Genomic DNA, 21,916 nt, shown 5'->3' with positions numbered 1-21,916 from the left:
GGCTACTTGGCCTTGAGGGGCAGATCGGTGCAGGCCGCGGCGCTGGGCGTCACCGACGCGACCTTGTGGACGACTTCGAACATGTCGTCGGTACCGGTCCAGTTCGGACGCACCTTGACGAGGTAGGACGGCAGCACCGCCTGGTGGTCCTCGGCCCGCATGGTGATCGATCCCTGCGGAGCCTTGTCGAAGGTCATGCCTCCGAGCTTTTCGCGGATGCCGTCCGTACTGACGTCTCCGGCCAGTTCAATGGCCTTCGCCGCCATATGAGCGGCGTTGTACATGGCCACGCCCACTGTGTCCATCAGCACGTTGCCGGATTTGGCTCGCACCTTCTTGCGGAACGCCGCGTTGTTCGGGGTGTCGATGGACCAGAAGTAGTCGAAGCTGACGTAGTCACCGGCCGTCGCTTCCGGGCCGATTCCGGATGTCGCGGCTTCCTCGTCGTCCACCGTCCAGACGATGAAGTCCTTCTTCATACCGGCTGCGGCCAGCTGGCGACGGAAGTTGACGGTGTCCGAACCGGTGAGGGAGAGGAATATGACATCCGCGCCGGATTTCTTGATCTGCGAGAGGACCGAACCGTACTGGGGGGTGTTGAACGGAATGTAGACCTCGCCGACGACCTTGCCGCCCAGCTCCGCGAGCTTCTGCTTCGTCAGCCGGTTCGTCTCCCTGGGCCAGACATAGTCCGAACCCACCATGAAGAACTTTCCGCCGTGCTTCTTGACGACGTAGTCCATGTGCGGCCAGACCTGCTCCGACGGCTCGGGACCGAACATGAAGATGTTCGGGTTGCACACACCCGGGTAGTACTTCTGGCTCTGCCCCTCGTAGAAGGTGGGATACAGGAGCAGTTTGTCCGCGGCGGTCACCACAGGCCCGGCGGCGTTGCGCTCGGCGCTGCTGAACGTGCCCGCGAGGAACGCGACGTTCTCCTCGCGAATGAGCCTGTTGGCCTGCTCGGTGACCACCTGCGGCTGGGTCTGCGAGTCGGCCTGCACGATCTCCCACTTGCGCCCGAGTGTGCCTCCGGCCGCGTTGATCTCGTCGACGGCCAGCTTGAACCCGGCGATGTGAGCCTTGCCGTACACCGTCCACGCACCGCTCAGCGGCGAGATGACACCGACTTTGATCGGGCCGGATTCTCCGCCCGAGGCATTCTTCGAGGAGGACTGCGGCGCGCACGCACCGAGCAGCGGAACCGCGGCGCTCGCGCCCAGGGCCGCGAGGGCGGAGGATCTGAGGAAGGACCGCCGGTCGAAGCCACGCGACGACGATATTGTCATGGTGTTTCCCTTGTTGTCTGGTCCAGCCGGGTTGGGGACGATACGACGCGGACGTTCACGCCGGTTTGTTACGGTGCGGTCGGCGAATCGCCGGTGTAGGCCTCGGGCCGCCGGTCCCGAACGGGGTCGTTGAAGTCGTTCCAGCGGCGCGCCGCCCGCGCCTGCTTGAGGTCGAGGTCGGCGTAGACGATCTCCTCGGCGTCAGGGGAGGCCGGGCCCGAAATCGGCCAGCCGGTGTAGCTGACGATGACGCTCTGGCCGATGAACGGCTGACCCCGTTCGGTGCCGACCCGATCGGCCGCCGCGATGTAGACGGAGTTGGAGTGGGCGTTTGCCATGCACAGGACGGTCGCCATGGCCGGCTGGTCTTCGGCCTGCCCCGGAATCGGCACCCAGTTGGTCGGGACGCAGATGATGTCCGCGTTCCGCAGGGCGCATTCGCGGTAGGACTCGGGAAACCAGCCGTCGTAGCAGATGAAGGTTCCGATACGGCCGATCGGTGTCTGGAACACCGGGAATCCGAGATCACCGGGGTCGAAGAAGAGGTTCTCCCGGTTCCACAGGTGCACCTTGCGGAACGTGCCGACATACCCGTCGGGACCGAACACGACGCTCGCGTTGAACAGCCGCGAGCCGGATCGCTCGGCAATCCCGGCGACCAGGTGGATACCGTGCCGACGGCACAGCTCTTCCCACACCCGGCACGCCTCTCCTCCGGGAATTTCCTCGGCGGCGGCCCAGGCCTCCTCTCGGCTGTCGAAGGCGTATCCGGAATTGCACAGCTCGGGCAGAACGACGAGGGACGCGCCCCCGGCGACCGCGGCGGAGACGAACTCCGCCGACCGGCGGACGTTCAGCTCGGGCTCACCGACCTGGGGGCGCATCTGGACGCAGGCGACACGGACAACACCTGGGTCATCGACCACGGGAGACACCCTCTCGACAGGAGCGGCGCGGAAACGTTTCCGCGAAACTACAGAAACGATTGCACGCCGTCAACGTTTGAGAGACTCTTCTCTTCATGGACGGCTCGACCGGAGGGAGCGGCACAGTGGAGGAAGGATCAGCGAGGCGCGCGACGTTGCGCGAGATCGCGGCGGCCGCGGGGGTCGCCGTGTCCACCGCCTCGCGTGTCCTGGCCCGCTCCCGGCAGGGTCTGCCGCCGTCCTCCGCGGCAGCCGAACGCGTCCTGGAGATCGCCCGCCGAGCCAATTACGAGCCTGACGCCCAGGCTGCCAGCCTGCGGTCGAAGCAGACGCACATGCTGGGCGTGCTCGTCCCTCACCTCACCGACGTCGTGCTCAGCACCATCTACGAGGGCATCGACCAGGCCGCGACGGAACTCGGCTACCAAACGGTGGTGGCGAACACGCTCGACTCTCCCGCCGAACAACGTCGCCGCGCCGAGTTGCTGTTGAGCCGCCGCGTGGACGGCCTCATCCTCGGGGACGCCCACGCCGACAGTCCGTTCCTGGCGGAGCTGGCCGCCCGCGGCACGCCCTTCGTGCTCGTGAGCCGAACCCACGACGGGTTCGACTCCGTCACAGCCGACGACTATGCGGGCGGACGCCTCGTGGGCACACACCTGGCCGATCTCGGTCATCGACGCATCGGCATCATCGCCGGCCAGCCCTACGCCAGCACCGGGAGCGAGCGGACAAGAGGATGTCTGGACGCCCTTGCCGAACGCGGCATCGACACCCCGCGCGATCTCGTGATCCACTCCGCGTTCGACGCGGACGGCGGCCGAACCGCCACGCTGAGGCTCATGCGCAAGAAACGGCCGCCGACGGCCATCTTCGCGGTCAATGACATGACCGCGATCGGCGTCATGGGCACTCTGCGCGACCTTGAATGCAAGATCGGGACGGACGTGGCCGTCATAGGGTTCAACGACATCTCCATTGCCCGGGATCTTCCCGTGCCCCTGAGTACGGTTCGCAGCGCCCTCCACCAGATGGGCGCCGAGGCCGCCCGCCTGCTCGTCGCCCGCCTCCGCGGTGAGACGAGCGACGCGCCGTCCCAGCTCCGCCTGCCGACAGAGCTTGTTGTCCGGGAGTCCTCGGATCCGACTGTGCGTACACGGGGCAAATCCGGACGAGTCCCGAAGAAGGCGTCTCCTGGGCACAACGGGGTACCGATGCAGGCGCCCTCTCGTCGGCCGAATCGCAGAGCGGCACAGTGAGCGCGTCATACGTCGACAGACCGCCGCGCGAGCAGAAGCGCCTGGCGCTCGCCAGCCATGTCCGCGCAGGCCACAAGCACGCCGTCGATGCCGCTCTCGGTGACTACCTGCACGTTCACCCTGTGCCGGCGGTGCTTGTGGGAACAGTCGGTCCGTCCGTCGCCCACCTGGTGAGAGTGCCGTCCAGCAGAACGCAGTCCACATCGGCCTCGCGCAGGACCTTCAACGGACCCGGCGCACGTTCGGCGAGCAGATGGATGACCGAGCTGCTGTTTTGCAGCGTCGGTCACCCTCACGGTGATGATCAGCATGGTGACCCACTCCACGAGCGTAGGCGGCAGGAACTCGAAGAAGCTCAGCGAACCAGCGTGGTCAGTGAACCGGCCCGGTCAGTGGATCGGGAGCAATGCCCGGGACTTGTGGATCGGCGTTGGGTTGGACGCGGAAGGCGTACCTTCCCGAATGATCCTTGGATGGTCACCGAGTAGGCGCGCGTTGCAGCGCAGGTCGGGAAGGCACGCCCGTACTCGGCGTAGTGAACGCCGACGGTCCACCAGTCCGGCTCCCTGATCGACGAGATCGTGCGCGACGGCGCCCGTCGGATGCCGGCCGCCGCTCTGGAGGCCGAAGTCAACCAGTACATAGCCGAGCTGGGTCATGTCCCGGACACCGGTCGAGCGGGGCATCGCACTCGCCTGAAGTCATGGCGGATCTTCCGCAGGGCTCGGTGCAGCCCGAATCGAATGACGTCAACCGCCGCCGCCATCCTCACCCGAGCGGCAACGCTGAAAGACCTTTTAGATCACCGGGAGAGGGCGTCTGTCGCGGTTCGGCAGCCCGGCTTCCGCGGCAGCGCCGGAACGGGATGAAATGCCTAAAATATTGCAAGGTGGGATAATTTACTTAACTTGGGACCGCCGTCACCGGTGTCCCCCCCCCCACTGACCGTGAAAAGGCGGATCCGATCATGTCGAAGAAACCACGTTCGTCCGAGCCACCGCACGGAAGGGGTCCCAGCCGTCACCAGGACACCGAACACCACGGCTGGTCACCCGACGTGGACGAGACCCGCCAGCAGGACAACCCGAGCGCCGAACGCTCCTTCCGTGCCGAGCAGGCCGGCAAGCGCGGTCCGGGCCGGACGAAGTCCGCCGAGGAGACGAAGTCCGTCCCCGGGGACACGGTCGAGAGCCCGAACACAAGCGGCGAGGAGTACGGCGACGCGGACGAGAAGGGCAGGCGCGACACCGGACGCAAGGGCCGCTCCCAGCGCCCCAGCGGCACGAAGGACGCTGCCGCCAAGACCGGCGTGGACCCACAGGACCCGCCGCCCGGGCGCTGACCGGATCAACCCTCCGATCGGGCCCGGACGACAGGTTCCCCGGCGAGACTCACCCCTGTCAGCAGATCCGGGGCAGTTGCTCCCCGATCGGCAGATCGACCACCCGCGTCCCTCCCAGGCCGGTCCGTGCCACGACCATGCCGGGATGCCCCTCCACGGCCTCACCGATGATCACGGAGTCCGCGCCCAGAGGATGCGCGCGCATCGCCCCGAGGACGGCGTCGGCGTGCTCGCGCGGGACGAACGCCACGAGCTTGCCCTCGTTGGCGATGTACGTGGGGTCCAGTCCGAGAATGGCGCAGGCGTTGGCCACGGCCGGCGGGACCGGGACGTCGCGTTCCTGGATGACCACCCCGGTCCCGGAGGCCTGCGCGATCTCGTTGAGCGAGGCCGCCAGGCCGCCCCGGGTGGGGTCGCGCAGGACATGCAGGTCCGGGGTGACGGCGAGCATGGCGTCGACCAGGCCGCCGAGCGCCGCGCAGTCGCTCTTGATCTCCACTCCGAATTCCAGTCCCTCGCGTAGGCTCATGACCGCCACCCCGTGGACACCGATGGCGCCGCTGACGATCACGACGTCGCCGGGGACGACCCGCTGAGGGCGCAGATCGACGCCCGCCGGGACGAGACCGATGCCCGCGGTGTTGATGTAGATCCCGTCGCCGTGGCCGGCCTCCACCACCTTGGTGTCCCCGGTGGCCACCTCTACGCCGGCGGCGCGCGCGGCCGCCCCCAGAGCCTCGGACACCCGAGTGACCACATCCAGCTCGACGCCCTCCTCCAGGATGAATCCGCAGGAGAGGTAGGCGGCGCGGGCGCCGCTCATGGCGAGGTCGTTGACGGTGCCGTTGACCGCCAGGTCACCGATGCTGCCGCCGGGGAAGAACAGCGGCCGCACCACGTAGGAGTCGGTCGAGAACGCCAGCCGCGCACCGCCCAGGGACAGGACGGCGGCGTCACCCATCTGGGCGAGCACCTCGCCCCCGAAAGCGGGAGCGAAGATCTGCTGGACCAGTTCGGCGGAGAGCACTCCGCCGCCGCCGTGGCCCATGACGACACGCGGCCGGTCCCGCAGGGGCGCCGGACACGTCCACGCCTCGACGTCCAGGGCGGGGACGGGGAGATCGGTGGTGTCAGACAACGGGGGTCGCCTCCTGGGCCTTGGTGGCGGGCATGTCCAGCCGCCGGTAGAGGTAGTACGCGGCGCAGGCTCCCTCGCTGGAGACCATGGTGGCCCCCAGCGGCGTACGAGGTGTGCACAGAGTGCCGAAGGCCTCGCACTCGTGCGGCTTGAGCAGCCCCTGCAGGACCTCTCCGCTGCGGCACTCGGCCGGCTCCTGCGTGCGGATGCCCTCGACGGAGAAGCGGTGCTCGGCGTCGTAGTCGCGGTACTTCGGCGCCAGCCGCCAGCCGCTCTGCGGGATCACCCCGATGCCGCGCCAGGCGCGGTCGGTGACCTCGAAGACGTCCTCCAGCATGGCCCGGGCGGCCGGGTTGCCCTCCGCGCGAACGGCACGGGCGTAGGCGTTGTCGACGGTGTGCTCACCGCGCTCCAGCTGCCGGACGGTACGGCGTACGCCTTCGAGGATGTCCAGTGGCTCGAAGCCCGTCACGACGATCGGCACCCGGAAGCGCTCCGCCAGTTCCGGGTACTCCCCCATGCCCATCACGCTGCAGACATGGCCGGCCGCGAGGAAGCCCTGCACCCGGCAGCTCGGCGACGACATGATGGCCTCGATGGCGGGCGGTACACGGACATGGGACACCAGCGTGCTGAAGTTCGGGATGCCCAGCTTCCGGGCCTGATGGACCGTCATGGCGTTGGGGGGTGCGGTCGTCTCGAAGCCGATGCCGAAGAACACCACCTCGCGGTCCGGGTTCTCCTGGGCGATCCGCAACGCGTCGAGCGGTGAGTAGACGACGCGCACGTCACCGCCCTCTCCGCGGACCTGGAACAGGTCCCGTCCGGTGCCCGGCACTCGCAGCATGTCGCCGAAGGAACAGAAGATCACCTCCGGTCGGGAGGCGATCTCCAGAGCCTTGTCGATGACCTCCAGCGGAGTCACGCACACCGGACAGCCGGGCCCGTGGATCAACTCGACCTTGTCCGGCAGGAGTTGGTCGATGCCGTGCCGGATGATGCTGTGCGTCTGCCCTCCGCACACCTCCATCAGCGCCCACGGCCTGGTCACCGTGGCGTGGATGTCGTCGAGGAGCCGGCGTGCCAGCTCCGGGTCCTGGAACTCGTCGATGTACTTCACTTGTTGTGCACCTCTTCCACCGGTTCCGAGCCCGCCGCCTCCGCCGCCGCCGTTTCCCAGGGGTCTCCGAACTCCTCCTGCAAGAGGCCGAGTTCGGCGAAGAGTTCGAGCGTCTGTCGCGCCGACTCCTCGTCCAGCCGCTGCAGGGCGAACCCGACGTGGACGATGGCGTACTCGCCGACCTGGAGGTCGGGCAGATACTCCAGGCACACCTCCTTGACCACGCCGCCGAAGTCGACGGTGGCCATCCGGGTGCCGTCCCGATCCTCGATGTCCAGCACTCTGCCGGGTACCGCCAGGCACATGAGCCTCTCCTCGCTGTGGTCGCGCGTTTGCTCAGTCGGTGGGAGTGGGAGTGGCCCGGGCCGCCACCATCAGCTGGCCCAGCGCCAGGCCACCGTCGTTGGGCGGCACCAGGTGGTGCCGCAGGACCGTGAAGCCGTCCTCGCGCAGGGTGGCGGCACAGGCCGAGGAGAGCAGCGTGTTGGCGAACACGCCTCCCGTCAGGGCGACCGTGTCCAGCCCGTGCCGCTCTCGCGCCCGCGCGCACATCCGGTGCACCAGGCCGGTCACGCCCCGGTGGAAGCGCGCGGCGACCTGGGCCGGCTCGACGCCCGCGCGCAGGTCGCCGACGATCGCCGCGAGTACGGGTGCCGGATCGGCCCGTACGGCGCCGTCGCGGTTCTCCTCCGACGCGTGCAGGGCGAAGGCGTACGCGGTGGTGTCGTCGGTGGGTGCGTGCAGAGCCGCCCCTTCCAGTTCGACGGCGGCCTGTGCCTCGTACCCGGCCAGGTGGCACACCCCGGCGAGAGAGGACACCGCGTCGAAGAGCCGGCCCATGCTCGACGTAGGGACACAGTTCAGGTCGCGCTCCAACTGCCGTGCCAGTACGTGGAGTTCGTCGGGCGGGCAGGCGGTCGTACAGGCGAGGTCGTCGGACCAGTCGATCCCTGCCGCCCTCAGATGGGCCAGCGCCATGCGGTACGGCCGGCGCACCGCGGCGTCACCACCGGGCAGGGGAACATACGCGAGATGTCCGAACCGTGTGAAGCGGTCGTAGTCCGCGAGCAGGAACTCCCCGCCCCACACGGCGCCGTCGTCGCCGTGGCCGGTGCCGTCGAAGGCGACGCCGATCACCGGCCGGGTGCCGTCCAGTCCGTGCTCGGCCATGGTGGCGGCGATGTGCGCGTGATGGTGCTGGACGCGCAGGACGGTCCGGTGCGCCGCGTTCCGGTCGGCCCATCCGGTGGAGCGGTAGCCGGGATGCCGGTCGCAGACCAGGGCCTCGGGCCGCACTCCCGTGATGGACTCCAGCTGCGCCACCGCGCGCTCGAAGACCCGCTGTGTTCCGACGTCGTCCATGTCGCCGATGTGCGCCGACGGCCAGGCCTGCCGGCCCGCCCCGAGACAGAAGGCGTTCTTCAGGTCTCCGCCGACGGCGAGGGCCGGCCGCACGGGCAGCGGGAGGGAGACCGGCAACGGGGCGTAGCCACGCGAGCGGCGGATCACCAGTGGCTCTCCGTCACAGACGCGGACCACGGAGTCGTCGCACGGGACGTGGATCGGCCGGTCGTGCGTGAGCCAGGCGTCGGCCAGGTGCGCGAGTCGTTCCAGCGCCTCGTCGTCGTCGGTGACGATCGGCTCACCGGACAGGTTGCCGCTGGTCATGACCAGCAGCCCGGGGCCGTCCGGGTCGCCGGGCAGGCCGAGCAGCAGATGGTGCACGGGCGTGTAGGGCAGCATCACGCCGAGGTCGGGGCTGCCGGGTGCCACGGCCTCGGCGGGCCGTGGATCCCCAACGGGGTGCGGACGCCGCCTCAGCAGGACGACCGGCCTGGCCCCGCCTTCGAGCAGGCTCCGCTCCTCCGGGCTCAGCCGGACCAGGTGACGGACGTCGTCCGCGGTCCTGGCCATGACGGCGAACGGCTTGTCCCCGCGTGCCTTCCGCCGGCGCAGGAGGGCGACCGCCTCCTGGTTCGAGGCATCGCAGGCCAGGTGGTAGCCGCCCAGGCCCTTCACGGCGAGGATCGCGCCCCGCTTCAGCAGCTCGCGGGCCTCGGTGACCGGGTCCGCCCCCTCGAGATTCCCGAGCCGTGCCTCCTGGGCGAGGACCAGCCGCAGACGGGGCCCGCAGGCCGGGCAGGCGACCGGCTGCGCGTGGAAGCGGCGGTCGGCCGGATCCGCGTACTCCCGGGCGCAGTCGGGGCACATCGCGAAGCCGGCCATGGTGGTGTTCGCCCGGTCGTACGGCACGCCGGTGACGATCGTGAAGCGCGGGCCGCAGTGAGTGCAGTTGACGAAGGGGTGCCGGTGGCGCCGGTCCGCCGGGGCGGCCAGCTCGGCGAGGCAGTCGGCACAGGTGGCGGAGTCGGGGGAGACCAGGGTGCGGGCCGGCCCGCCGGTGCGCGAGGTGAGGATGGTGAACGCGGTGCCGCCGACGGGAGGCATCTCCCGGTGGTGGACGGACTCCACGCGGGCCAGCGGCGGTGCCTGGGCGGCGATCAGCTCGCAGAACCGGGCCACGGCCGAGGCACTGCCCTCGACCTCCGCTACGACGCCCTCCGGAGTGTTGCTCACATGCCCGGCCAGGGCGAGTTCGGTGGCGAGGCCGTAGAGGTAGGGCCTGAAACCCACGCCCTGTACCACTCCCCGGACGGTGACCCGGCAGCGGCGTGGGGTGTTCTCGGCGACGGCGCTCGCAGCCTGCGGACCGCTCACGAGTGGGTGTGGGCCATGGGGCCGGTGGCCTCCGGGTGCGTGTGCGGGTGAGTGTGGTGATGGTGCTGCCGGGCCATGACCGGTGAGTGGACGGGTGTGCCGTCCATGGCGGCCAGCGCCCGGTCGAGCAGCGCGCCGACTCCCTGCCCCCGGCGTGCCGACGTCAGGATCACCTCGACACCGGGATTGACCTGCTCCACGTTCGCGCGGAACGCCGCCTCGTCGAACTCGACGGCCTCCGCGATGTCGGTCTTGGTGACCACCACGAGGTGGGCGAGGCCGAAGGCGGTGGGGTACTTGAGCGGCTTGTCCTCGCCCTCCGTCACGGAAGCGAGGGTGACCCTCAGTGTCTCCCCCAGGTCGTAGGAAGCCGGGCAGACCAGGTTGCCGACGTTCTCCACGAACAGCAGCCGGGTGTCGTCGGGCAGCCACCCGTCCAGGTGCCCGGCGAGCATTCCCGCCTCCAGGTGGCACAGTCCGTCGGTGAGTACCTGCTTGACCGGGACGCCCGAACGCGCCAGGCGGACCGCGTCGTTCTCGGTGGCGAGATCGGCGCTCAGGGCCGCTACGGGCAGGGACCGTTCCCGTGCCCGCAGCAGTTCCTGCTCCAGCAGCGCGGTCTTGCCGCTGCCCGGACTGGACAGCAGGTTGACGACCGCGGTGCCTCGCGCCGCGAGGGCGGCGCGCAGTTCGTGGGCGCTTGCGTCGTTCTTCGCCAGTACGGCCTGCCGCAGGTCGACGACACGGCACATGGTTCAGCGCTCCTCGGAGATCGGTTCGCGGGTGGGCGTGTGCGCGGGGCCGAGGCCGTCCTCCCAGTGCACGTCGACGATCTGCAGTTCCCGGCCCGCGAGCAGGTCGGTCCGCGTACCGCCGCACGCGGGGCAGGTCAGCCGGGGCGGCATGCCGACGGCCCATTCGTGTGCGCAGGGGGTGCAGCGGGCCCGCCCCGGCACCGCTTCGGTGATCAGTTCGGCGCCTTCCAGCAGGGTTCCGGCGCAGGCCAGCTCGAAGGAGAAGGCGAGCGCATCGGGTACGACGCCGGCCAGTTCGCCCACCTGGAGCCGTACCGATCGCACCGCCGTGACGTCACCTGCCCGCGCGGCGGCCTCTTCCACCTGGTCGACGACGGCCATCGCGACGGACATCTCGTGCATGGTTTCCGTCCTTCCGTCCGCGGCTGCCTCCGGTCGGCCTTCATTAGAGGCGCGCGCGGCCGGGTCGCGGGGCCCGGCACGCCGTGGCCGGCCGGCGGGTAAGCCGTTCGACCCAACCGCGCGGCACACCGGTGCCGGCCACGATTCACATGCGTCTGATGCGCAGGTAGCGCCTCAGGTCGGGAAGTACCTCGACGACGACAGCGACCATGGCGGCCACGGCCGCTCCACCGATGACGATCTTCTTCATCCCGTCTCTCCTCATGTCGGAGCCTCAGAGGTTGAGGCCTGCGCCACGGACGGCTCGCCGTCCCGCAGCAGTTCTTCGATCAGCCGGACGGCCTCCGGTACGGCGTCGGACACCGGCGGACTGAGACCGATGCCCTCCTCTACCGAAGCCGGTTCGCATCCCACGACCAGGACGCGGCGTGGTGGCTCGCCGCCGGTCCCGGCGCACAGGGTGCCCAGCAGTGCCAGGACGGTATCGGGGGTCATCCGGTGGCCGTCCAGCGCGGGGGCGGCGGGTGAAGGGCTCCCTCCGCCGACGTCGTGCTCGATCACGTACAGCGTGCCGGGGGCTTCGCCGCGTGCCGTGGCGTCCACGAGGACGAGGGTGTCGTAGCCGTCCAGCAGCTGGTAAGCGAGGTGCACCCCGCGCACCCCGATGTCCACGACCTCGATGTGTCCGGGCAGGTCGCGCTCGGCGAGCCGACGGGTGGTCTCCACGCCGAAGCCGTCGTCCCCGAGGAAGACGTTGCCGATGCCGGCGACGAGGGTCCTGGGGCCTGACTGCGGGGAGGGGTTCATACGTCGTCCTCCAGCGGTGTGACCTCGTCGGGCTGGAAGTACAGGAACCGTCCCTGCTCACGGCGGACGTCGGCGCCCGGGTCGCCCTCCACGGTGACCGCCAGGTGCACCCCGCCGTCCACGTCGTGCAGCACCGCCTCGACCTTCGCGGTGCGGCCCCGCAGGAAGATGTCCTGCGCGTCGGTGCGGCGCAGGCCCGGGTGCAGCTCGACGCGGCTGCCCTGGCCCACCGACCGGCCGTCCACGACCACCCGGTCCTGCGCCGGGTCGAAGCCCGCGTCGCTCGCGGGGTCCCACCAGGGGGTGTCCGGCCGCATCACCCCGTATTCGTCGGGGAAGCCGCAGGCCGGGGCTACGGGGCCGGGACCGGTCACCTCGCGCAGGCTCCGCACCGCCCCGTGCAGGCGCTCCAGAACTTCGGGCGGCATCGAGTCCGCCAGTTCGATCACGGCGGCCGCCCGCTCGTCGGTGCCCCGGGCCTCGCGTTTCTCCTCGTCGGTGAGGGCCGCGGTGCGCAGCGCGAGGATCTCGTCGATCTCGGTGGCGTCGTAGAGCGCGCCGGGACTCTCCGGCGCGATGGCCGGATGGTCGTCCAGGATGATCGGCGAGGACAGTACGAGGTCGGCGCGGCCGGGTTCGCCGGCGAGTACGGGCCAGGTGTGCAGGTTGCGGCAGGCGGCGACCGCGCCCTTCGCCCACTCGGGGGGATCGGTCATCGACAGGAATGATCCGGCACTGAGGGCCATGAGGAGGTGGGTGGCCACCAGGGAGTGCGGCAGCGCCGCCTCCCGGTCCGCGCCGCGGCCCTCGGGCGGTGTCCAGTCGCTGGTGTTCTCGATGACGGCGGTCAGCCGCACGGTCCGGTAGGGGCCGTCGAGTTCGCGGGCGGAGAGCCGTACCGTCCCGCTGATCTCCTCGCTGCGCCGGACCAGTCGGCCGACGGTTCGGCCGGCCGCGTCCAGGACCGGTGCGGTGTCCTCGCGGGCGGGGAGCCGGAAGGGATGTGTGACGCCGTCGCCGAGGAGCTCGTCCACCCGCGCGACCACCGCGACGCGCTCCTCGCTTCCCTCGTCCCAGGGCACCAACACCCGGTCGTCGAGGTGGAGTTCGGGCACCGTGTCGAAGCCGCCGTCCGGACGGGCCCGCTGCACCGTGCGCCTTCGGGCGTGCAGGAAGCGCACCTCGACCGCGAGGGTCGCCCCCGCCTTCGGTTCCATCAGGCATTCGGTGTGCTGGAAGTCGTGCTCCTCGCACTCGGTGCCCCAGCCGGGTGGCACGAGCACCCCGAACTGCCAGCGCAGCCGGTTCTTGGCCGCCGAGGCGCGGTACGGGTAGAGCACATAGCCTTCGAAGAGGACGGCGTCGGCCACCTGCCGGGCGAGAGCGAGGCGCTCCTCGGTCTCGGGGGCGAACGCGGTCACGGTCACGGATCGGTCCTTCCGGTGGTGGCGGTGAGGGCGCGCAGCGGGTCGTGCGCGGGCGGGTCGGCCCCCTCCTCCAGCAGCGCCGCGACGGTCGCCTCCCAGGAGGGCAGGGCGTGACGGGAGCGGTAGGCGAGGAGGGCGTCCATGGTGTCGCGGGGCAGCCGGATCCAGCCGCAGCCGGGGAAGTGCTGCTCGACCATCTCCCGCCAGGCGGTGACGGGCATCCGGAAGGCCGCCTCGCGGTCCCACGGGACGGGCTCCACCTGAAAGCCGCCGGTTCCGGTGAACGCCGTACCGGAGAAGAGCATCAGCAGGGGCACCTCGCCCTCGGTGAGCGCGGTGAGGTAGCGGGTCGCGGCGATCTCCATGTCGTAGGTGCAGGGCACGACGAGGTCGGTCTCGATCTCGCCGGTGAAGCTCGGGACCATGACCGAGACCTGGGCGAACTGCACCGGCTGGAGCGTGCTGCCCCAGCGTGAGCGCTCGCCGAAGAGGTCCGCGAGGCCGTCGGCCTCGGCGGGCGCGTAGCCGCGGCGGGCGGGTTCGATGCGGATCTGGCAGCGCAACGCGAGGGCGTGCACGCGCGTGTTGTCGGCGGCGGTGACGCGCAGCCGGAAGACGAGGGTTGGTCCGGCGGCGTACTGGTCGGCGCGGACGCCGGTGCAGGCGAAGGAGAACGCGGTCATGGGTGACCCACCTCGCCCAGGGGCCGGACGCGTCGCGCGACGTCCGCGAAGAACGCGTCCAGCGCGGCGCGGGCCTCGGCTCCGCCGTCGAAGCCCTGCCACAACAGACGCATACGGCCGACGAGTTCGTAGCAGATGTCGATGGGTACGAGGTGGCACTCGAAGCGGCCGTCGGTGCGGCGCAGCAGCAGCGCCTCCACGTCGGGTTCGAGCAGGTCGGCGAGGCGGCTGCCACCGAGGACGTCCGTCCACGTGGCCGGTTCGAGTTCGCTCTCGGTGGCTCCGGCCGGGCTCGGGTAGAGGGCGACCAGCCGGTCGAGCGCCGCGTTGCGGAAGAGGAAGGCGACACCGACCGGGATCTGCAGCGCCTCCCACGCGCTCTCGTCGAGGTGGTGTCCGGGGTCGGTGAGGTAGCGGGCCGGGACCGTACGGAAGCGGCCGGCGGCGGCGCCCGGCTGCTCCATCAGCAGCGCGCACGGGGCGCAGGCGCAGACGAGGGCGCGTCTCTCGGTGTCGACGAGATGACGGTGGCCCGCCTCCACCGCCACGGCGCACAGCTCGCATCGTTCGGGCTGCGGAGGCCTCTCGGTGAGGAACCTCCGCAGGCCGGGCGTGCGCGTCGCCGGGGACGCCGTCATCGGGCCCCCGTCGGTGCGGTGCCGATCTGGAGGAGCGTCGGCCCCGCCGGGGCGGTCTGTACGTCGACCGCTCTGACCTCCGGTGCGAAGCAGGCGAGCGCCGCCTCCGCGGCCTCCCGGGCACCCGTGCCGGAGCCGCAACCGCAGCCGTCGGCCTCCCGGGCCCGCACGGTCAGGGTGCCGCTCTCGTCGTCGAAGCCCACCACCTCCAGGGTGTGGTCCCGGACCCCGTCGAGGGCGCGGGCGATGCGGGTGTCGCGGTCCTCGGGGTGCAGGTCGTGCAGGACGAGCAGGCTCGCGACCAGGTCGTCGTCCAGGAGGCGTGCGGCTGCTTCGCCGGGGGCGCCGGACAGCAGGTGGAGGATGCGGGCGAGGCCGGCGCCGTAGAAGTCCATGAGGGAGCGGACGAGTTCCTCCGCGGCCTCGGCGGCTGCCGGGTCGCCGCTCTCGGCCAGCCTGTCGAGGATTTCCTCGACCCGGCGCCCGGTCTGCTCCGCGGAGCTGACCGCGCTCATCCGCCCAGTCCGCTCAGGCCGGTGGGCACGTGCATGGACTTCACCGTCTTGCCGCCCCCGACGTACATGTGGACGCCACAGGGCAGACAGGGGTCGAAGCTGCGGACGGCGCGCATGATGTCGATGCCCTTGAAGTTCTCCGGGGTGTTCTCCTCGAAGATGGGCGTGTTCTGCACGGCGTCCTCGTACGGGCCGGGCGTGCCGTAGGTGTCCCGGACACTGGCGTTCCAGGGGGTCGGCGGGTACGGGTGATAGTTGGCGATCTTGCCGTCCCGGATCACCATGTGGTGGGAGAGGACACCGCGGACCGCCTCGGTGAAGCCGACGCCGATGCTCTCGTCCGGAACCTCGAACTTCTCCCAGGTCTGGGTGCGTCCGGCGCGGACCTCCGCCAGTCCCTTCTCCGCGCAGTGCAGGGCGACGGCGGCGGCGTACGCCTGGAAGTACGTGCGGGCGCGGTTGCGCTCCAGCGCGTTGGACCACTTCGGGATCTTCCACTCGAAGGTGGTCTCGGGCTTGGTCATGGTGCGGGGCAGGTTGATGACCACGCTCTGGCCGGTGGCCTTGACGTACCCGATGTCGACGAGACCGGACAGGGCGGTCGACCACAGGCGGGCGATGGGGCCGCCGCCGGTGTCCAGGGCGAGGTGGTCCTTGCCGTCGAACCAGCGCGGGGACATGACCCAGCTGTACTTGTCGTCGAAGTTCCGCTTCTGCGGGGTGGGGATGGTGTGCTGGTTCCACGGGTGCCGCGGGTCCACCGGGTTGCCGAGCGGGTCGTGGGTGACGAACTGCTCCTGGCCCTGCCAGTCCTCGTAGTAGGAGCTGCCCAGCAGGATGCGGATGCCGAGGTTGATCTCGGTGAGGTCGTTGGTGACGAGCTTGCCGTCCACGATGATGCCGGGCGTGACGAACATGCGCCGGCCCCAGTCCGTCATGTTGGCGTAGGTGAAGTCGCAGTACTCGGGGTCGTTGAGTGCGCCCCAGCAGCCGAGCAGGACACGCCGGCGGCCCACTTCCTCGTACCCGGGCAGCGCCTCGTAGAAGAAGTCGAACAGGTCGTCGTGCAGGGGCACGACGCGCTTCATGAACTCCACGTAGCGCATCAGCCGGCTGAGGTAGTCCGTGAAGAGCTGCACGGAGGCGATGGTTCCGACGCCGCCCGGGTAGAGCGTGGAGGGGTGCACATGGCGGCCCTCCATCAGGCAGAACATCTCGCGCGTGTAGCGGCTGACCTGGAGGGCCTCGCGGTAGAACTCGCCCTCCAGGGGGTTGAGCGAGCGCATGATGTCGGCGATCGTGCGGTAGCCGTGCTCCGCGGCGTGCGGGGCCTCGGTGCGCTCCGCGAGTTCGAGGACGCCGGGGTTGGTCTCCTTGACCATCTTCTCGCAGTAGTCGACCCCTACCAGGTTCTCCTGGAAGATGTTGTGGTCGAACATGTACTCCGCGGACTCGCCGAGGTTGATGATCCACTCGCCGAGGTGCGGGGGCTTCACGCCGTACGCCATGTTCTGCGCGTACACCGAGCAGGTGGCGTGGTTGTCACCGCAGATGCCGCAGATGCGGCTGGTGATGAAGTGGGCGTCGCGGGGGTCCTTGCCGCGCATGAAGACGCTGTAGCCGCGGAAGACCGACGAGGTGCTGTAGCACTCGGCGACTCGCTTCTGCTTGAAGTCGATCTTCGTGTGGATGCCGAGGCTGCCCACGATCCGGGTGATCGGGTCCCAGGCCATCTCCACCAGGCCGCTGCCGTCGTCGGCCGCCTTCGTCGTCGGTGCCATCTGTGTGCCGTGCCCTTCGTTGCGCGGGAGGTTCGTGTGGGGGTGTGCACGAAGCGGGGAGCGGATTACGTGCGGTTGACGCTCACCACGGGGGCCGGTATCCGGTGGTGATCTTGTCTCCGGTGCTGCGCCACTTGGGCTCCTTGTCCACCGTCTTGGCGGTGATCGACCGCAGCTTGCGGACCACGGCGCCGTACGCTCCGCTGGCGTTGCTCGACAGCTTGGCGCCGGGGGGTTCGTCCATGAACGGCATGAACTTGTCGGGGAAGCCGGGCATGGTGCAGGCGATGCAGATGCCACCGACGTTGGGGCAGCCGCCGATCCCGTTCATCCAGCCGCGCTTGGGCACGTTGCACTTGACGACCGGGCCCCAGCAGCCGAGCTTGACCAGGCACGTCGGCGAGTCGTACGACAATGCGAACTGGCCCTGCTCGTAGTAGCCCGCGCGGTCGCAGCCCTCGTGCACGGTGGCCCCGAACAGCCAGGTCGGGCGCAGCTTGTCGTCCAGCGGGATCATCGGGGCGGCGCCGGTCGCCTGGTAGAGCAGGTAGGTGAGCGTCTCGGAAAAGTTGTCGGGCTGGATCGGACAGCCGGGGACGCACACGATGGGGATGCCCGCGTGGGACTTCCAGTCCCAGCCGAGGTAGTCGGGCACGCCCATCGCGCCGGTCGGGTTGCCCGCCATGGCGTGGATCCCGCCGTAGGTGGCGCAGGTGCCGATGGCGACGACCGCCAGTGCCTTCGGGGCGAGCCGGTCGATCCACTCGCTGGTGGTGATCGGCTGGCCGGTCTCCGGGTTGTCGCCGAAGCCGCACCAATAGCCCTCGGGCTTGATCGCCTCGTTGGGGATGGAGCCCTCGACGACCAGGACGAACGGGTCGATCTCGCCCCGCTCGCCCTTGAAGAACCACTCGATGAACGTGTCCGAGCCGCCGACCGGACCGCACTCGAAGTCGATGAGCGGCCAGTGGACGGCGATCTTCGGAAGGCCCGGCAGCACACCGAGCACGATCTCCTCGATGCTGGGCTGCATGGCCGCCGTCAACGCGACCGAGTCACCGTCGCAGCTCAGGCCCGCGTTGATCCAGAGAATGTGGATCGTGGGTGTCTCGTCGGCGGGCGCGCCGCTCGCGTCCGCAGCGCCGACCGTGTCCGGCGTCGCCTCAGTCATGGGACCGCCTCCTGGGGAGGTAAGGGATGAAAGCCCAGATTTCGACCATCGCTTCTCTTCGTATCAGCCGTTCGGCTGTGACGAGACGCCATGCAGGGCCATTCCGGTGACATCCGCGGCGGAGGGGGTCGGACCGGTTTGCGCGACCCGGGCGGGACCGAGGTGCGGCGGGGTGCACGCCGGCCGCTCCTTGTGGACGAAGGAACGACGCAGCGAGTGGTACGGGGCATCCGGGTCGTCGAAGGTCCGGCGCATCCGGGCCAGCTCCTGCTCACGGAAGCCGGCCAGTGGGGTCACGCTCTCCAGCCGGTCCAGCTCCGTCTTCTTCGCGGTGATCCGTGACGCCGTCGCCGGCAGTGACGCCAGACGGACCGCCAGGCCGTCGACCTCCCCCGCGAACGCGTCCGGACCGCAGTCGACCACCCGGTCGACGAGGCCGAGGCGCAGGGCGGCCGCCGAGCTCACCGGGAGAGCCTCACGCATGAGCCGTTCCGCCGTTGCCGGACCCACCCTGCGCGGCAGGGTGTGCGTCCAGTACTCCGAGCCGTACAGGCCCATCAGGCGGTAGTGAGGGTTCAGAACGGCGCCCGAGCGACACCACACCTCATCGGCCGCCAGGGCGAGCATCACCCCGCCCGCCGCGGCGTTGCCCGCGACCGCCGCGACCACCAGTCGGTCGGTCGTCGTCAGGACCGCCTCGACCAGATCGTCGATGGCGTTGATGTTCGCCCAGGACTCGGCAGCGGGGTCGTCCGCGGCCTCGATGACGCCCAGGTGGATCCCGTTGGAGAAGAAGTCCCGTTCGCCGCCCAGCACCAGTACGGACGTGGGCCGCTCGCACGCTTCCCGGTAGGCGTCCAGCAGACGCCGGCACTGCTCCGTACTCATCGCGCCGCCGGGGAAGGAGAACGAGAGGAACCCGACGTTCCCGTCCTCCCGGTAGCGGATGTCCGCCCAGGTGCGGTGCCGCACCTCGGGCAGCAGGGGCAGGGCATGATCGGGCAGGGGCGGCAGCCGGTCGCCCAGGGCCCGCACGGCAGGCAGTTTGTACGTGGGCGGCTGCCCGGGCACGCGCCGGGGCCGAAGCTCGGGGATCCACACGGCGCCGTCCTTGGTGGCCCGGCACACCGCCCCCGCCCTGGTGGCCAGCAACTCGCCCGGGCGGCCACGCAACACGCTCTCGGGATGACCGCCATGCAGATACCACTCACGGCCGAGAAGGACGTCCAGCACACCGGGCTGCGAGTCCGCCGCTCTCAGCTTGCGCAGGACGTCCTGCGTGGAGTCCTCGGCCCAGTCGATGCGCCGGACGCTCTGGTCGAGGTAGGGGCGGGGGCGCAGACGGGCGTCGGCCGTGGGAGCCACGTCCTGCTTGCGTGGGATGTGGGTTCCCTCGGCGAAGCGCTCCACCGCCAGCAGGACGGCCTCCAGCGCGGCGTCGGCGATCTCGCCCCGGTACAGCTCGCTCTTGGGAACCGGAGGGACCCGGCACGGCACACAGGCCCACACGTCACCGGCGTCCATCTCCCCGTCGGCCTGCAGGACGGTGACCCCCCACTGGTCGACGCCCTCGTGAATCGCCCAGTCCAGGGAGGAAGGTCCACGGTCGCCCACGGGCCCCGGATGGACGATGAGGCAGGTGTGCGCTGTCCATACCTCCTCGGGAATCGCCGTCTTCAGCATCGGCGCCACGATGAGCTGCGGTGCGTGCCGCCGCACGGTTTCGGGCAACGGGCCGCCGGGCAGGGCGAGTTCCACCGCCACGGTGTGGCCACCGTCGCGCAGTTCGGCGAAGACACGCTGGGTGAGGCTGTTGAACGCACTGGCCAGGAGCAGGATGTGCACCGCTGCCTCCGAGACGGACGAACGGCGGGCAGGGATGCCCGCCGGACGCGATCCTCGGGCAAGGCGGCCTGCCGTTCCCGACGACAGGCGGTGGGATCATCCGAAAGCGGGCGCCGATCCGCCGTACGGCCTCACCAGGTGAACGATCACATGCGTCGCAGGCCGCTGGTGATGCGCTCCCACCTGGAGCGGGTGGCGCCGAAGTGGGTCTCGTGCGACCAGATGTGGGTGCAAGACCGGCACTGCAGGTGGAGCAGGCTGCCGACGTGGGACAGCAGGTAGCGCCAGTGCTCGGAACAGGTGCGCCCCTGCTCGCAGGTGGCGCACCCCCTCCGGTCGTCGCAGTTCGGGCAGGCCACCCAGGCGCGGCGCCCGATGTCCGCCTGCGGGTCAAGCGGCAGCATCGCCGCCGCCTCTCCGAGGCAGCACGCCGGCCGAGACCAGCTCGTCGTACACGCGCTGTTGCTCCGCGCTGAGGCCGGAATACAGCAGCTCATACGCCGCTTCCTCGCCGCGCAGCGCGGCGACGGGGTCCCAGTCGGGGCCGAGAGCGTCCAGGACATGAGCGCGCCGGAGCAGTTCATGTGAGCTCAGGTCGACGTCCAGGTCGATCGTCGGGATCGGGTCGCCTGGAGCGGCGCGGCCATGGGAGGACATGGGACCGAACGTAGGCAAGCGCTTCTCGCCCAGGCAAGAGCAGGTGGGAGAAGTCACAGCAGGCCCGCGCCCCCAGGGGCGTCCGGTGCGACCCGTACATGCCAGGTGATGCTGGGTCCGTTCCCCCCACAGCACGGATACACCCCGGGAAGAGGACCGCTGCGGGGTCGGCCCGATCCCGCCGGAACACGTCAGCGCTTTACTGAGGCCCTCTGCAGGGGTTCGAGGATCAAGATCCGGTTTCTGATCGGCGCTCACACCCAATGTGGCGGCAGCAGCCGGGCCACTGGCCGCTGATGTGACTCCACTTCGGTGCTGCCACGACGGCAGCCCCCCGAAGTGCCGCCTGGTCTCGGGATGCGGCTGCGGCAGCACCACCGAAGTCCAAGGTCGATTCGCCAGCCTGCTCATCCGGATCCGGCTCTGTAGCGCTGCGGGTCTTTAAGGTCTTTAAGGCGTGAGCACCGCCAGTACATCGTCGAGCGAAACGCCGGCGCGGTCGCTCATGTCGGAGCCATCGAACCTCTGCCAGATGTAGGACGCCGTCCCGTCCTCCCGCAGCGGATGCAGGTCGGCCAGTTCCGGGTCGTCCCGGAAGCTGTTGAACGCCTCTTCGGAGTCCCATTCGACGAGAAACAGGACCTGCCGTGGCGCGAGGTCACCGACCACGCTGTCCCGGAAACGGCCGAACGCCACCATTCGCCCACCATATTGCGGGGCCACTTCGGGCAGACGGCTGAAATACGCGAGGTGCTTCTCCACGTCGACCACGTCGAACATGTTCAGGGCGTAGAACACCTTCTTCTGCGGATCTGCACTCATTGCGACTACCCTCTTCGGTCTCAGAAACCGGTGTTTGCTGCACGAGGCAGGCGCGGGGCACCGGCAACAGGACGCCGGATTGGGGTTCGGGACCTGGGGCGCCGATCAGTGCACCCCACCCCGTCGTTCATCGAGGACTGCCATCGCCAGGGGCATCTGCTTCCCGTACGGCAGCCGGCTCAGCGGGACCGGCCACGGCCCAGTGCCCTGGCTCGGTCCCGCAGTACACCCCGATCGGGGTGACCGCTGCGATTGTGATGCCTATGCCACCGCGTTGAGCAGGTCGGCCAGGACGTCGGGTCGTTCCAGGGCGATGAAGTGGCCGGCCTCTGGTACCTGGGTGAAGTCGGCGGCCGGCAGCAGCTGCTTGTTGGCCTCGCGGTCCGAGGGGCGGGACCAGTCCTTCTCGCCGTAGACGAGGTGGACGGGTGCCTTGACCTCCCGGTAGCGCGAGCGGGCCGCGATGAGGCTGGGCAGGGCCTGGTACACGCTGCGGGCGACGGTCGCATAGCCGGGACGCTTGCCTACCTTCAGCAGCTCGTCCACGTAGTCCTCGCGCAGCGCGCTCTTGTCGCCCAGGCCGCCCTGGAGGATCTTGGTGAGGGCGGGCTTGGGCTCCAC

The 21,916-nt window shown here is 69.9% G+C and carries 22 protein-coding genes and 2 pseudogenes; 3 read left to right on the top strand and 21 right to left on the bottom strand.

The genetic code is table 11. From position 1 onward, the window contains the following. Positions 1 to 2 precede the first annotated feature (2 nt). Positions 3 to 1,289: a substrate-binding protein gene (locus AB0D34_RS00120; protein ID WP_362654046.1), complete on the bottom strand. Its 1,287-nt coding sequence runs from the start codon at positions 1,287 to 1,289 to the stop codon at positions 3 to 5. Between the two features lie 68 nt (positions 1,290 to 1,357). Then, entirely contained in the window at positions 1,358 to 2,215 is an 858-nt protein-coding gene (locus tag AB0D34_RS00115; RefSeq protein WP_362654043.1) for a nitrilase family protein, read from the bottom strand. Positions 2,216 to 2,340: 125 nt separating this feature from the next. Between AB0D34_RS00115 and AB0D34_RS00110 the strand changes: the two genes are divergently transcribed. Then, positions 2,341 to 3,474, top strand: coding sequence for a LacI family DNA-binding transcriptional regulator (locus tag AB0D34_RS00110; protein ID WP_362654041.1), 1,134 nt, complete (start codon positions 2,341 to 2,343; stop codon positions 3,472 to 3,474). Between the two features lie 89 nt (positions 3,475 to 3,563). On the opposite strand, the pseudogene AB0D34_RS00105 reads toward AB0D34_RS00110, so the two are convergent. Next, positions 3,564 to 3,785, bottom strand: a pseudogene (locus AB0D34_RS00105) (IS5/IS1182 family transposase); the annotation flags it as partial. Between the two features lie 349 nt (positions 3,786 to 4,134). Here AB0D34_RS00105 and AB0D34_RS00100 point away from each other — a divergent pair. Both AB0D34_RS00100 and AB0D34_RS00095 read left to right on the top strand, forming a co-directional pair. Next, positions 4,135 to 4,247, top strand: a pseudogene (locus AB0D34_RS00100) (IS5/IS1182 family transposase); the annotation flags it as partial. A 194-nt stretch (positions 4,248 to 4,441) separates the two neighbouring features. Beyond that, a complete protein-coding gene (locus AB0D34_RS00095) occupies positions 4,442 to 4,816 on the top strand; it encodes a hypothetical protein (RefSeq protein WP_362654038.1) in 375 nt (124 codons plus the stop codon). Between the two features lie 58 nt (positions 4,817 to 4,874). Here the strand turns inward: AB0D34_RS00095 and hypE are convergent, their stop codons facing one another. From hypE to AB0D34_RS00005, 18 genes are all read right to left on the bottom strand, one after another. Beyond that, entirely contained in the window at positions 4,875 to 5,954 is a 1,080-nt protein-coding gene (hypE, locus tag AB0D34_RS00090; RefSeq protein WP_362654035.1) for a hydrogenase expression/formation protein HypE, read from the bottom strand. Then, positions 5,947 to 7,074, bottom strand: coding sequence for a hydrogenase formation protein HypD (hypD, locus tag AB0D34_RS00085; RefSeq protein ID WP_362654032.1), 1,128 nt, complete (start codon positions 7,072 to 7,074; stop codon positions 5,947 to 5,949). Before hypD ends, hypE begins: the two co-directional genes overlap by 8 nt. Then, complete coding sequence (locus AB0D34_RS00080) at positions 7,071 to 7,379, bottom strand: HypC/HybG/HupF family hydrogenase formation chaperone (RefSeq protein ID WP_362654029.1); 309 nt, start codon at positions 7,377 to 7,379, stop codon at positions 7,071 to 7,073. Before AB0D34_RS00080 ends, hypD begins: the two co-directional genes overlap by 4 nt. A 31-nt stretch (positions 7,380 to 7,410) precedes the next feature. After that, positions 7,411 to 9,792: a carbamoyltransferase HypF gene (hypF, locus tag AB0D34_RS00075; RefSeq protein WP_362654026.1), complete on the bottom strand. Its 2,382-nt coding sequence runs from the start codon at positions 9,790 to 9,792 to the stop codon at positions 7,411 to 7,413. Beyond that, positions 9,789 to 10,544 carry a hydrogenase nickel incorporation protein HypB gene (gene hypB / locus AB0D34_RS00070; protein WP_362654023.1) on the bottom strand — a complete coding sequence of 252 codons (756 nt, stop codon included), beginning with the start codon at positions 10,542 to 10,544 and terminating at the stop codon, positions 9,789 to 9,791. The genes hypF and hypB overlap by 4 nt, the downstream gene beginning before the upstream one ends. 3 nt (positions 10,545 to 10,547) lie before the next feature. Next, the gene (locus tag AB0D34_RS00065; RefSeq protein WP_362654020.1) at positions 10,548 to 10,949 is read right to left on the bottom strand and encodes a hydrogenase maturation nickel metallochaperone HypA; all 402 of its coding nucleotides are present in this window, start codon (positions 10,947 to 10,949) and stop codon (positions 10,548 to 10,550) included. 261 nt (positions 10,950 to 11,210) lie between these two features. Continuing rightward, complete coding sequence (locus AB0D34_RS00060) at positions 11,211 to 11,756, bottom strand: hydrogenase maturation protease (protein ID WP_362654017.1); 546 nt, start codon at positions 11,754 to 11,756, stop codon at positions 11,211 to 11,213. Beyond that, entirely contained in the window at positions 11,753 to 13,183 is a 1,431-nt protein-coding gene (locus AB0D34_RS00055; RefSeq protein WP_362654014.1) for a hypothetical protein, read from the bottom strand. The genes AB0D34_RS00060 and AB0D34_RS00055 overlap by 4 nt, the downstream gene beginning before the upstream one ends. Then, a complete protein-coding gene (locus AB0D34_RS00050) occupies positions 13,180 to 13,866 on the bottom strand; it encodes a DUF6084 family protein (RefSeq protein ID WP_362654011.1) in 687 nt (228 codons plus the stop codon). The genes AB0D34_RS00055 and AB0D34_RS00050 overlap by 4 nt, the downstream gene beginning before the upstream one ends. Next, positions 13,863 to 14,504 (bottom strand): DUF5947 family protein, encoded by a 642-nt coding sequence (locus AB0D34_RS00045; protein WP_362654008.1) that lies wholly within the window; start codon positions 14,502 to 14,504, stop codon positions 13,863 to 13,865. The genes AB0D34_RS00050 and AB0D34_RS00045 overlap by 4 nt, the downstream gene beginning before the upstream one ends. Next, entirely contained in the window at positions 14,501 to 15,019 is a 519-nt protein-coding gene (locus tag AB0D34_RS00040; RefSeq protein ID WP_362654006.1) for a hypothetical protein, read from the bottom strand. The genes AB0D34_RS00045 and AB0D34_RS00040 overlap by 4 nt, the downstream gene beginning before the upstream one ends. Next, positions 15,016 to 16,800, bottom strand: coding sequence for a nickel-dependent hydrogenase large subunit (locus tag AB0D34_RS00035; protein WP_362654003.1), 1,785 nt, complete (start codon positions 16,798 to 16,800; stop codon positions 15,016 to 15,018). The genes AB0D34_RS00040 and AB0D34_RS00035 overlap by 4 nt, the downstream gene beginning before the upstream one ends. Before the next feature lie 82 nt (positions 16,801 to 16,882). Continuing rightward, positions 16,883 to 17,971 carry a hydrogenase expression protein HypE gene (locus AB0D34_RS00030; RefSeq protein ID WP_362654000.1) on the bottom strand — a complete coding sequence of 363 codons (1,089 nt, stop codon included), beginning with the start codon at positions 17,969 to 17,971 and terminating at the stop codon, positions 16,883 to 16,885. Positions 17,972 to 18,034: 63 nt separating this feature from the next. Then, on the bottom strand, positions 18,035 to 19,816 hold the full coding sequence (locus AB0D34_RS00025; protein WP_362653997.1) for an enoyl-CoA hydratase-related protein: 1,782 nt from the start codon (positions 19,814 to 19,816) through the stop codon (positions 18,035 to 18,037). Positions 19,817 to 19,962: 146 nt separating this feature from the next. Continuing rightward, positions 19,963 to 20,220 (bottom strand): hypothetical protein, encoded by a 258-nt coding sequence (locus tag AB0D34_RS00020; protein WP_328979859.1) that lies wholly within the window; start codon positions 20,218 to 20,220, stop codon positions 19,963 to 19,965. Next, the gene (locus AB0D34_RS00015) at positions 20,207 to 20,473 is read right to left on the bottom strand and encodes a DUF6400 family protein (protein ID WP_362653994.1); all 267 of its coding nucleotides are present in this window, start codon (positions 20,471 to 20,473) and stop codon (positions 20,207 to 20,209) included. The genes AB0D34_RS00020 and AB0D34_RS00015 overlap by 14 nt, the downstream gene beginning before the upstream one ends. A gap of 450 nt (positions 20,474 to 20,923) precedes the next feature. Continuing rightward, positions 20,924 to 21,295 (bottom strand): DUF1330 domain-containing protein, encoded by a 372-nt coding sequence (locus AB0D34_RS00010; protein WP_362653992.1) that lies wholly within the window; start codon positions 21,293 to 21,295, stop codon positions 20,924 to 20,926. Between the two features lie 261 nt (positions 21,296 to 21,556). Next, the coding region (locus tag AB0D34_RS00005) for an alpha/beta hydrolase (RefSeq protein ID WP_362653989.1) at positions 21,557 to 21,916 on the bottom strand (360 nt) is incomplete at its 5' end.

Source organism: Streptomyces sp. NPDC048420, assembly GCF_040651535.1.
Lineage (GTDB): Bacteria > Actinomycetota > Actinomycetes > Streptomycetales > Streptomycetaceae > Streptomyces.
Note: the sequence above shows the minus strand (reverse complement) of the source record. Positions and strands in the feature narration are given on the sequence as shown.

Excerpts from the sequence above, each read along its gene's own strand:
- AB0D34_RS00120 (WP_362654046.1), bottom strand. The coding sequence starts at position 1,289 with ATGACAATATCGTCGTCGCGTGGCTTCGACCGGCGGTCCTTCCTCAGA.
- AB0D34_RS00065 (WP_362654020.1), bottom strand. The coding sequence starts at position 10,949 with ATGCACGAGATGTCCGTCGCGATGGCCGTCGTCGACCAGGTGGAAGAG.
- AB0D34_RS00035 (WP_362654003.1), bottom strand. The coding sequence starts at position 16,800 with ATGGCACCGACGACGAAGGCGGCCGACGACGGCAGCGGCCTGGTGGAG.
- AB0D34_RS00030 (WP_362654000.1), bottom strand. The coding sequence starts at position 17,971 with ATGACTGAGGCGACGCCGGACACGGTCGGCGCTGCGGACGCGAGCGGC.
- AB0D34_RS00040 (WP_362654006.1), bottom strand. The coding sequence starts at position 15,019 with ATGAGCGCGGTCAGCTCCGCGGAGCAGACCGGGCGCCGGGTCGAGGAA.
- AB0D34_RS00095 (WP_362654038.1), top strand. The coding sequence starts at position 4,442 with ATGTCGAAGAAACCACGTTCGTCCGAGCCACCGCACGGAAGGGGTCCC.
- AB0D34_RS00080 (WP_362654029.1), bottom strand. The coding sequence starts at position 7,379 with ATGTGCCTGGCGGTACCCGGCAGAGTGCTGGACATCGAGGATCGGGAC.
- AB0D34_RS00015 (WP_362653994.1), bottom strand. The coding sequence starts at position 20,473 with ATGTCCTCCCATGGCCGCGCCGCTCCAGGCGACCCGATCCCGACGATC.
- AB0D34_RS00050 (WP_362654011.1), bottom strand. The coding sequence starts at position 13,866 with ATGACCGCGTTCTCCTTCGCCTGCACCGGCGTCCGCGCCGACCAGTAC.
- AB0D34_RS00045 (WP_362654008.1), bottom strand. The coding sequence starts at position 14,504 with ATGACGGCGTCCCCGGCGACGCGCACGCCCGGCCTGCGGAGGTTCCTC.
- AB0D34_RS00010 (WP_362653992.1), bottom strand. The coding sequence starts at position 21,295 with ATGAGTGCAGATCCGCAGAAGAAGGTGTTCTACGCCCTGAACATGTTC.
- hypB (WP_362654023.1), bottom strand. The coding sequence starts at position 10,544 with ATGTGCCGTGTCGTCGACCTGCGGCAGGCCGTACTGGCGAAGAACGAC.
- AB0D34_RS00060 (WP_362654017.1), bottom strand. The coding sequence starts at position 11,756 with ATGAACCCCTCCCCGCAGTCAGGCCCCAGGACCCTCGTCGCCGGCATC.
- AB0D34_RS00020 (WP_328979859.1), bottom strand. The coding sequence starts at position 20,220 with ATGCTGCCGCTTGACCCGCAGGCGGACATCGGGCGCCGCGCCTGGGTG.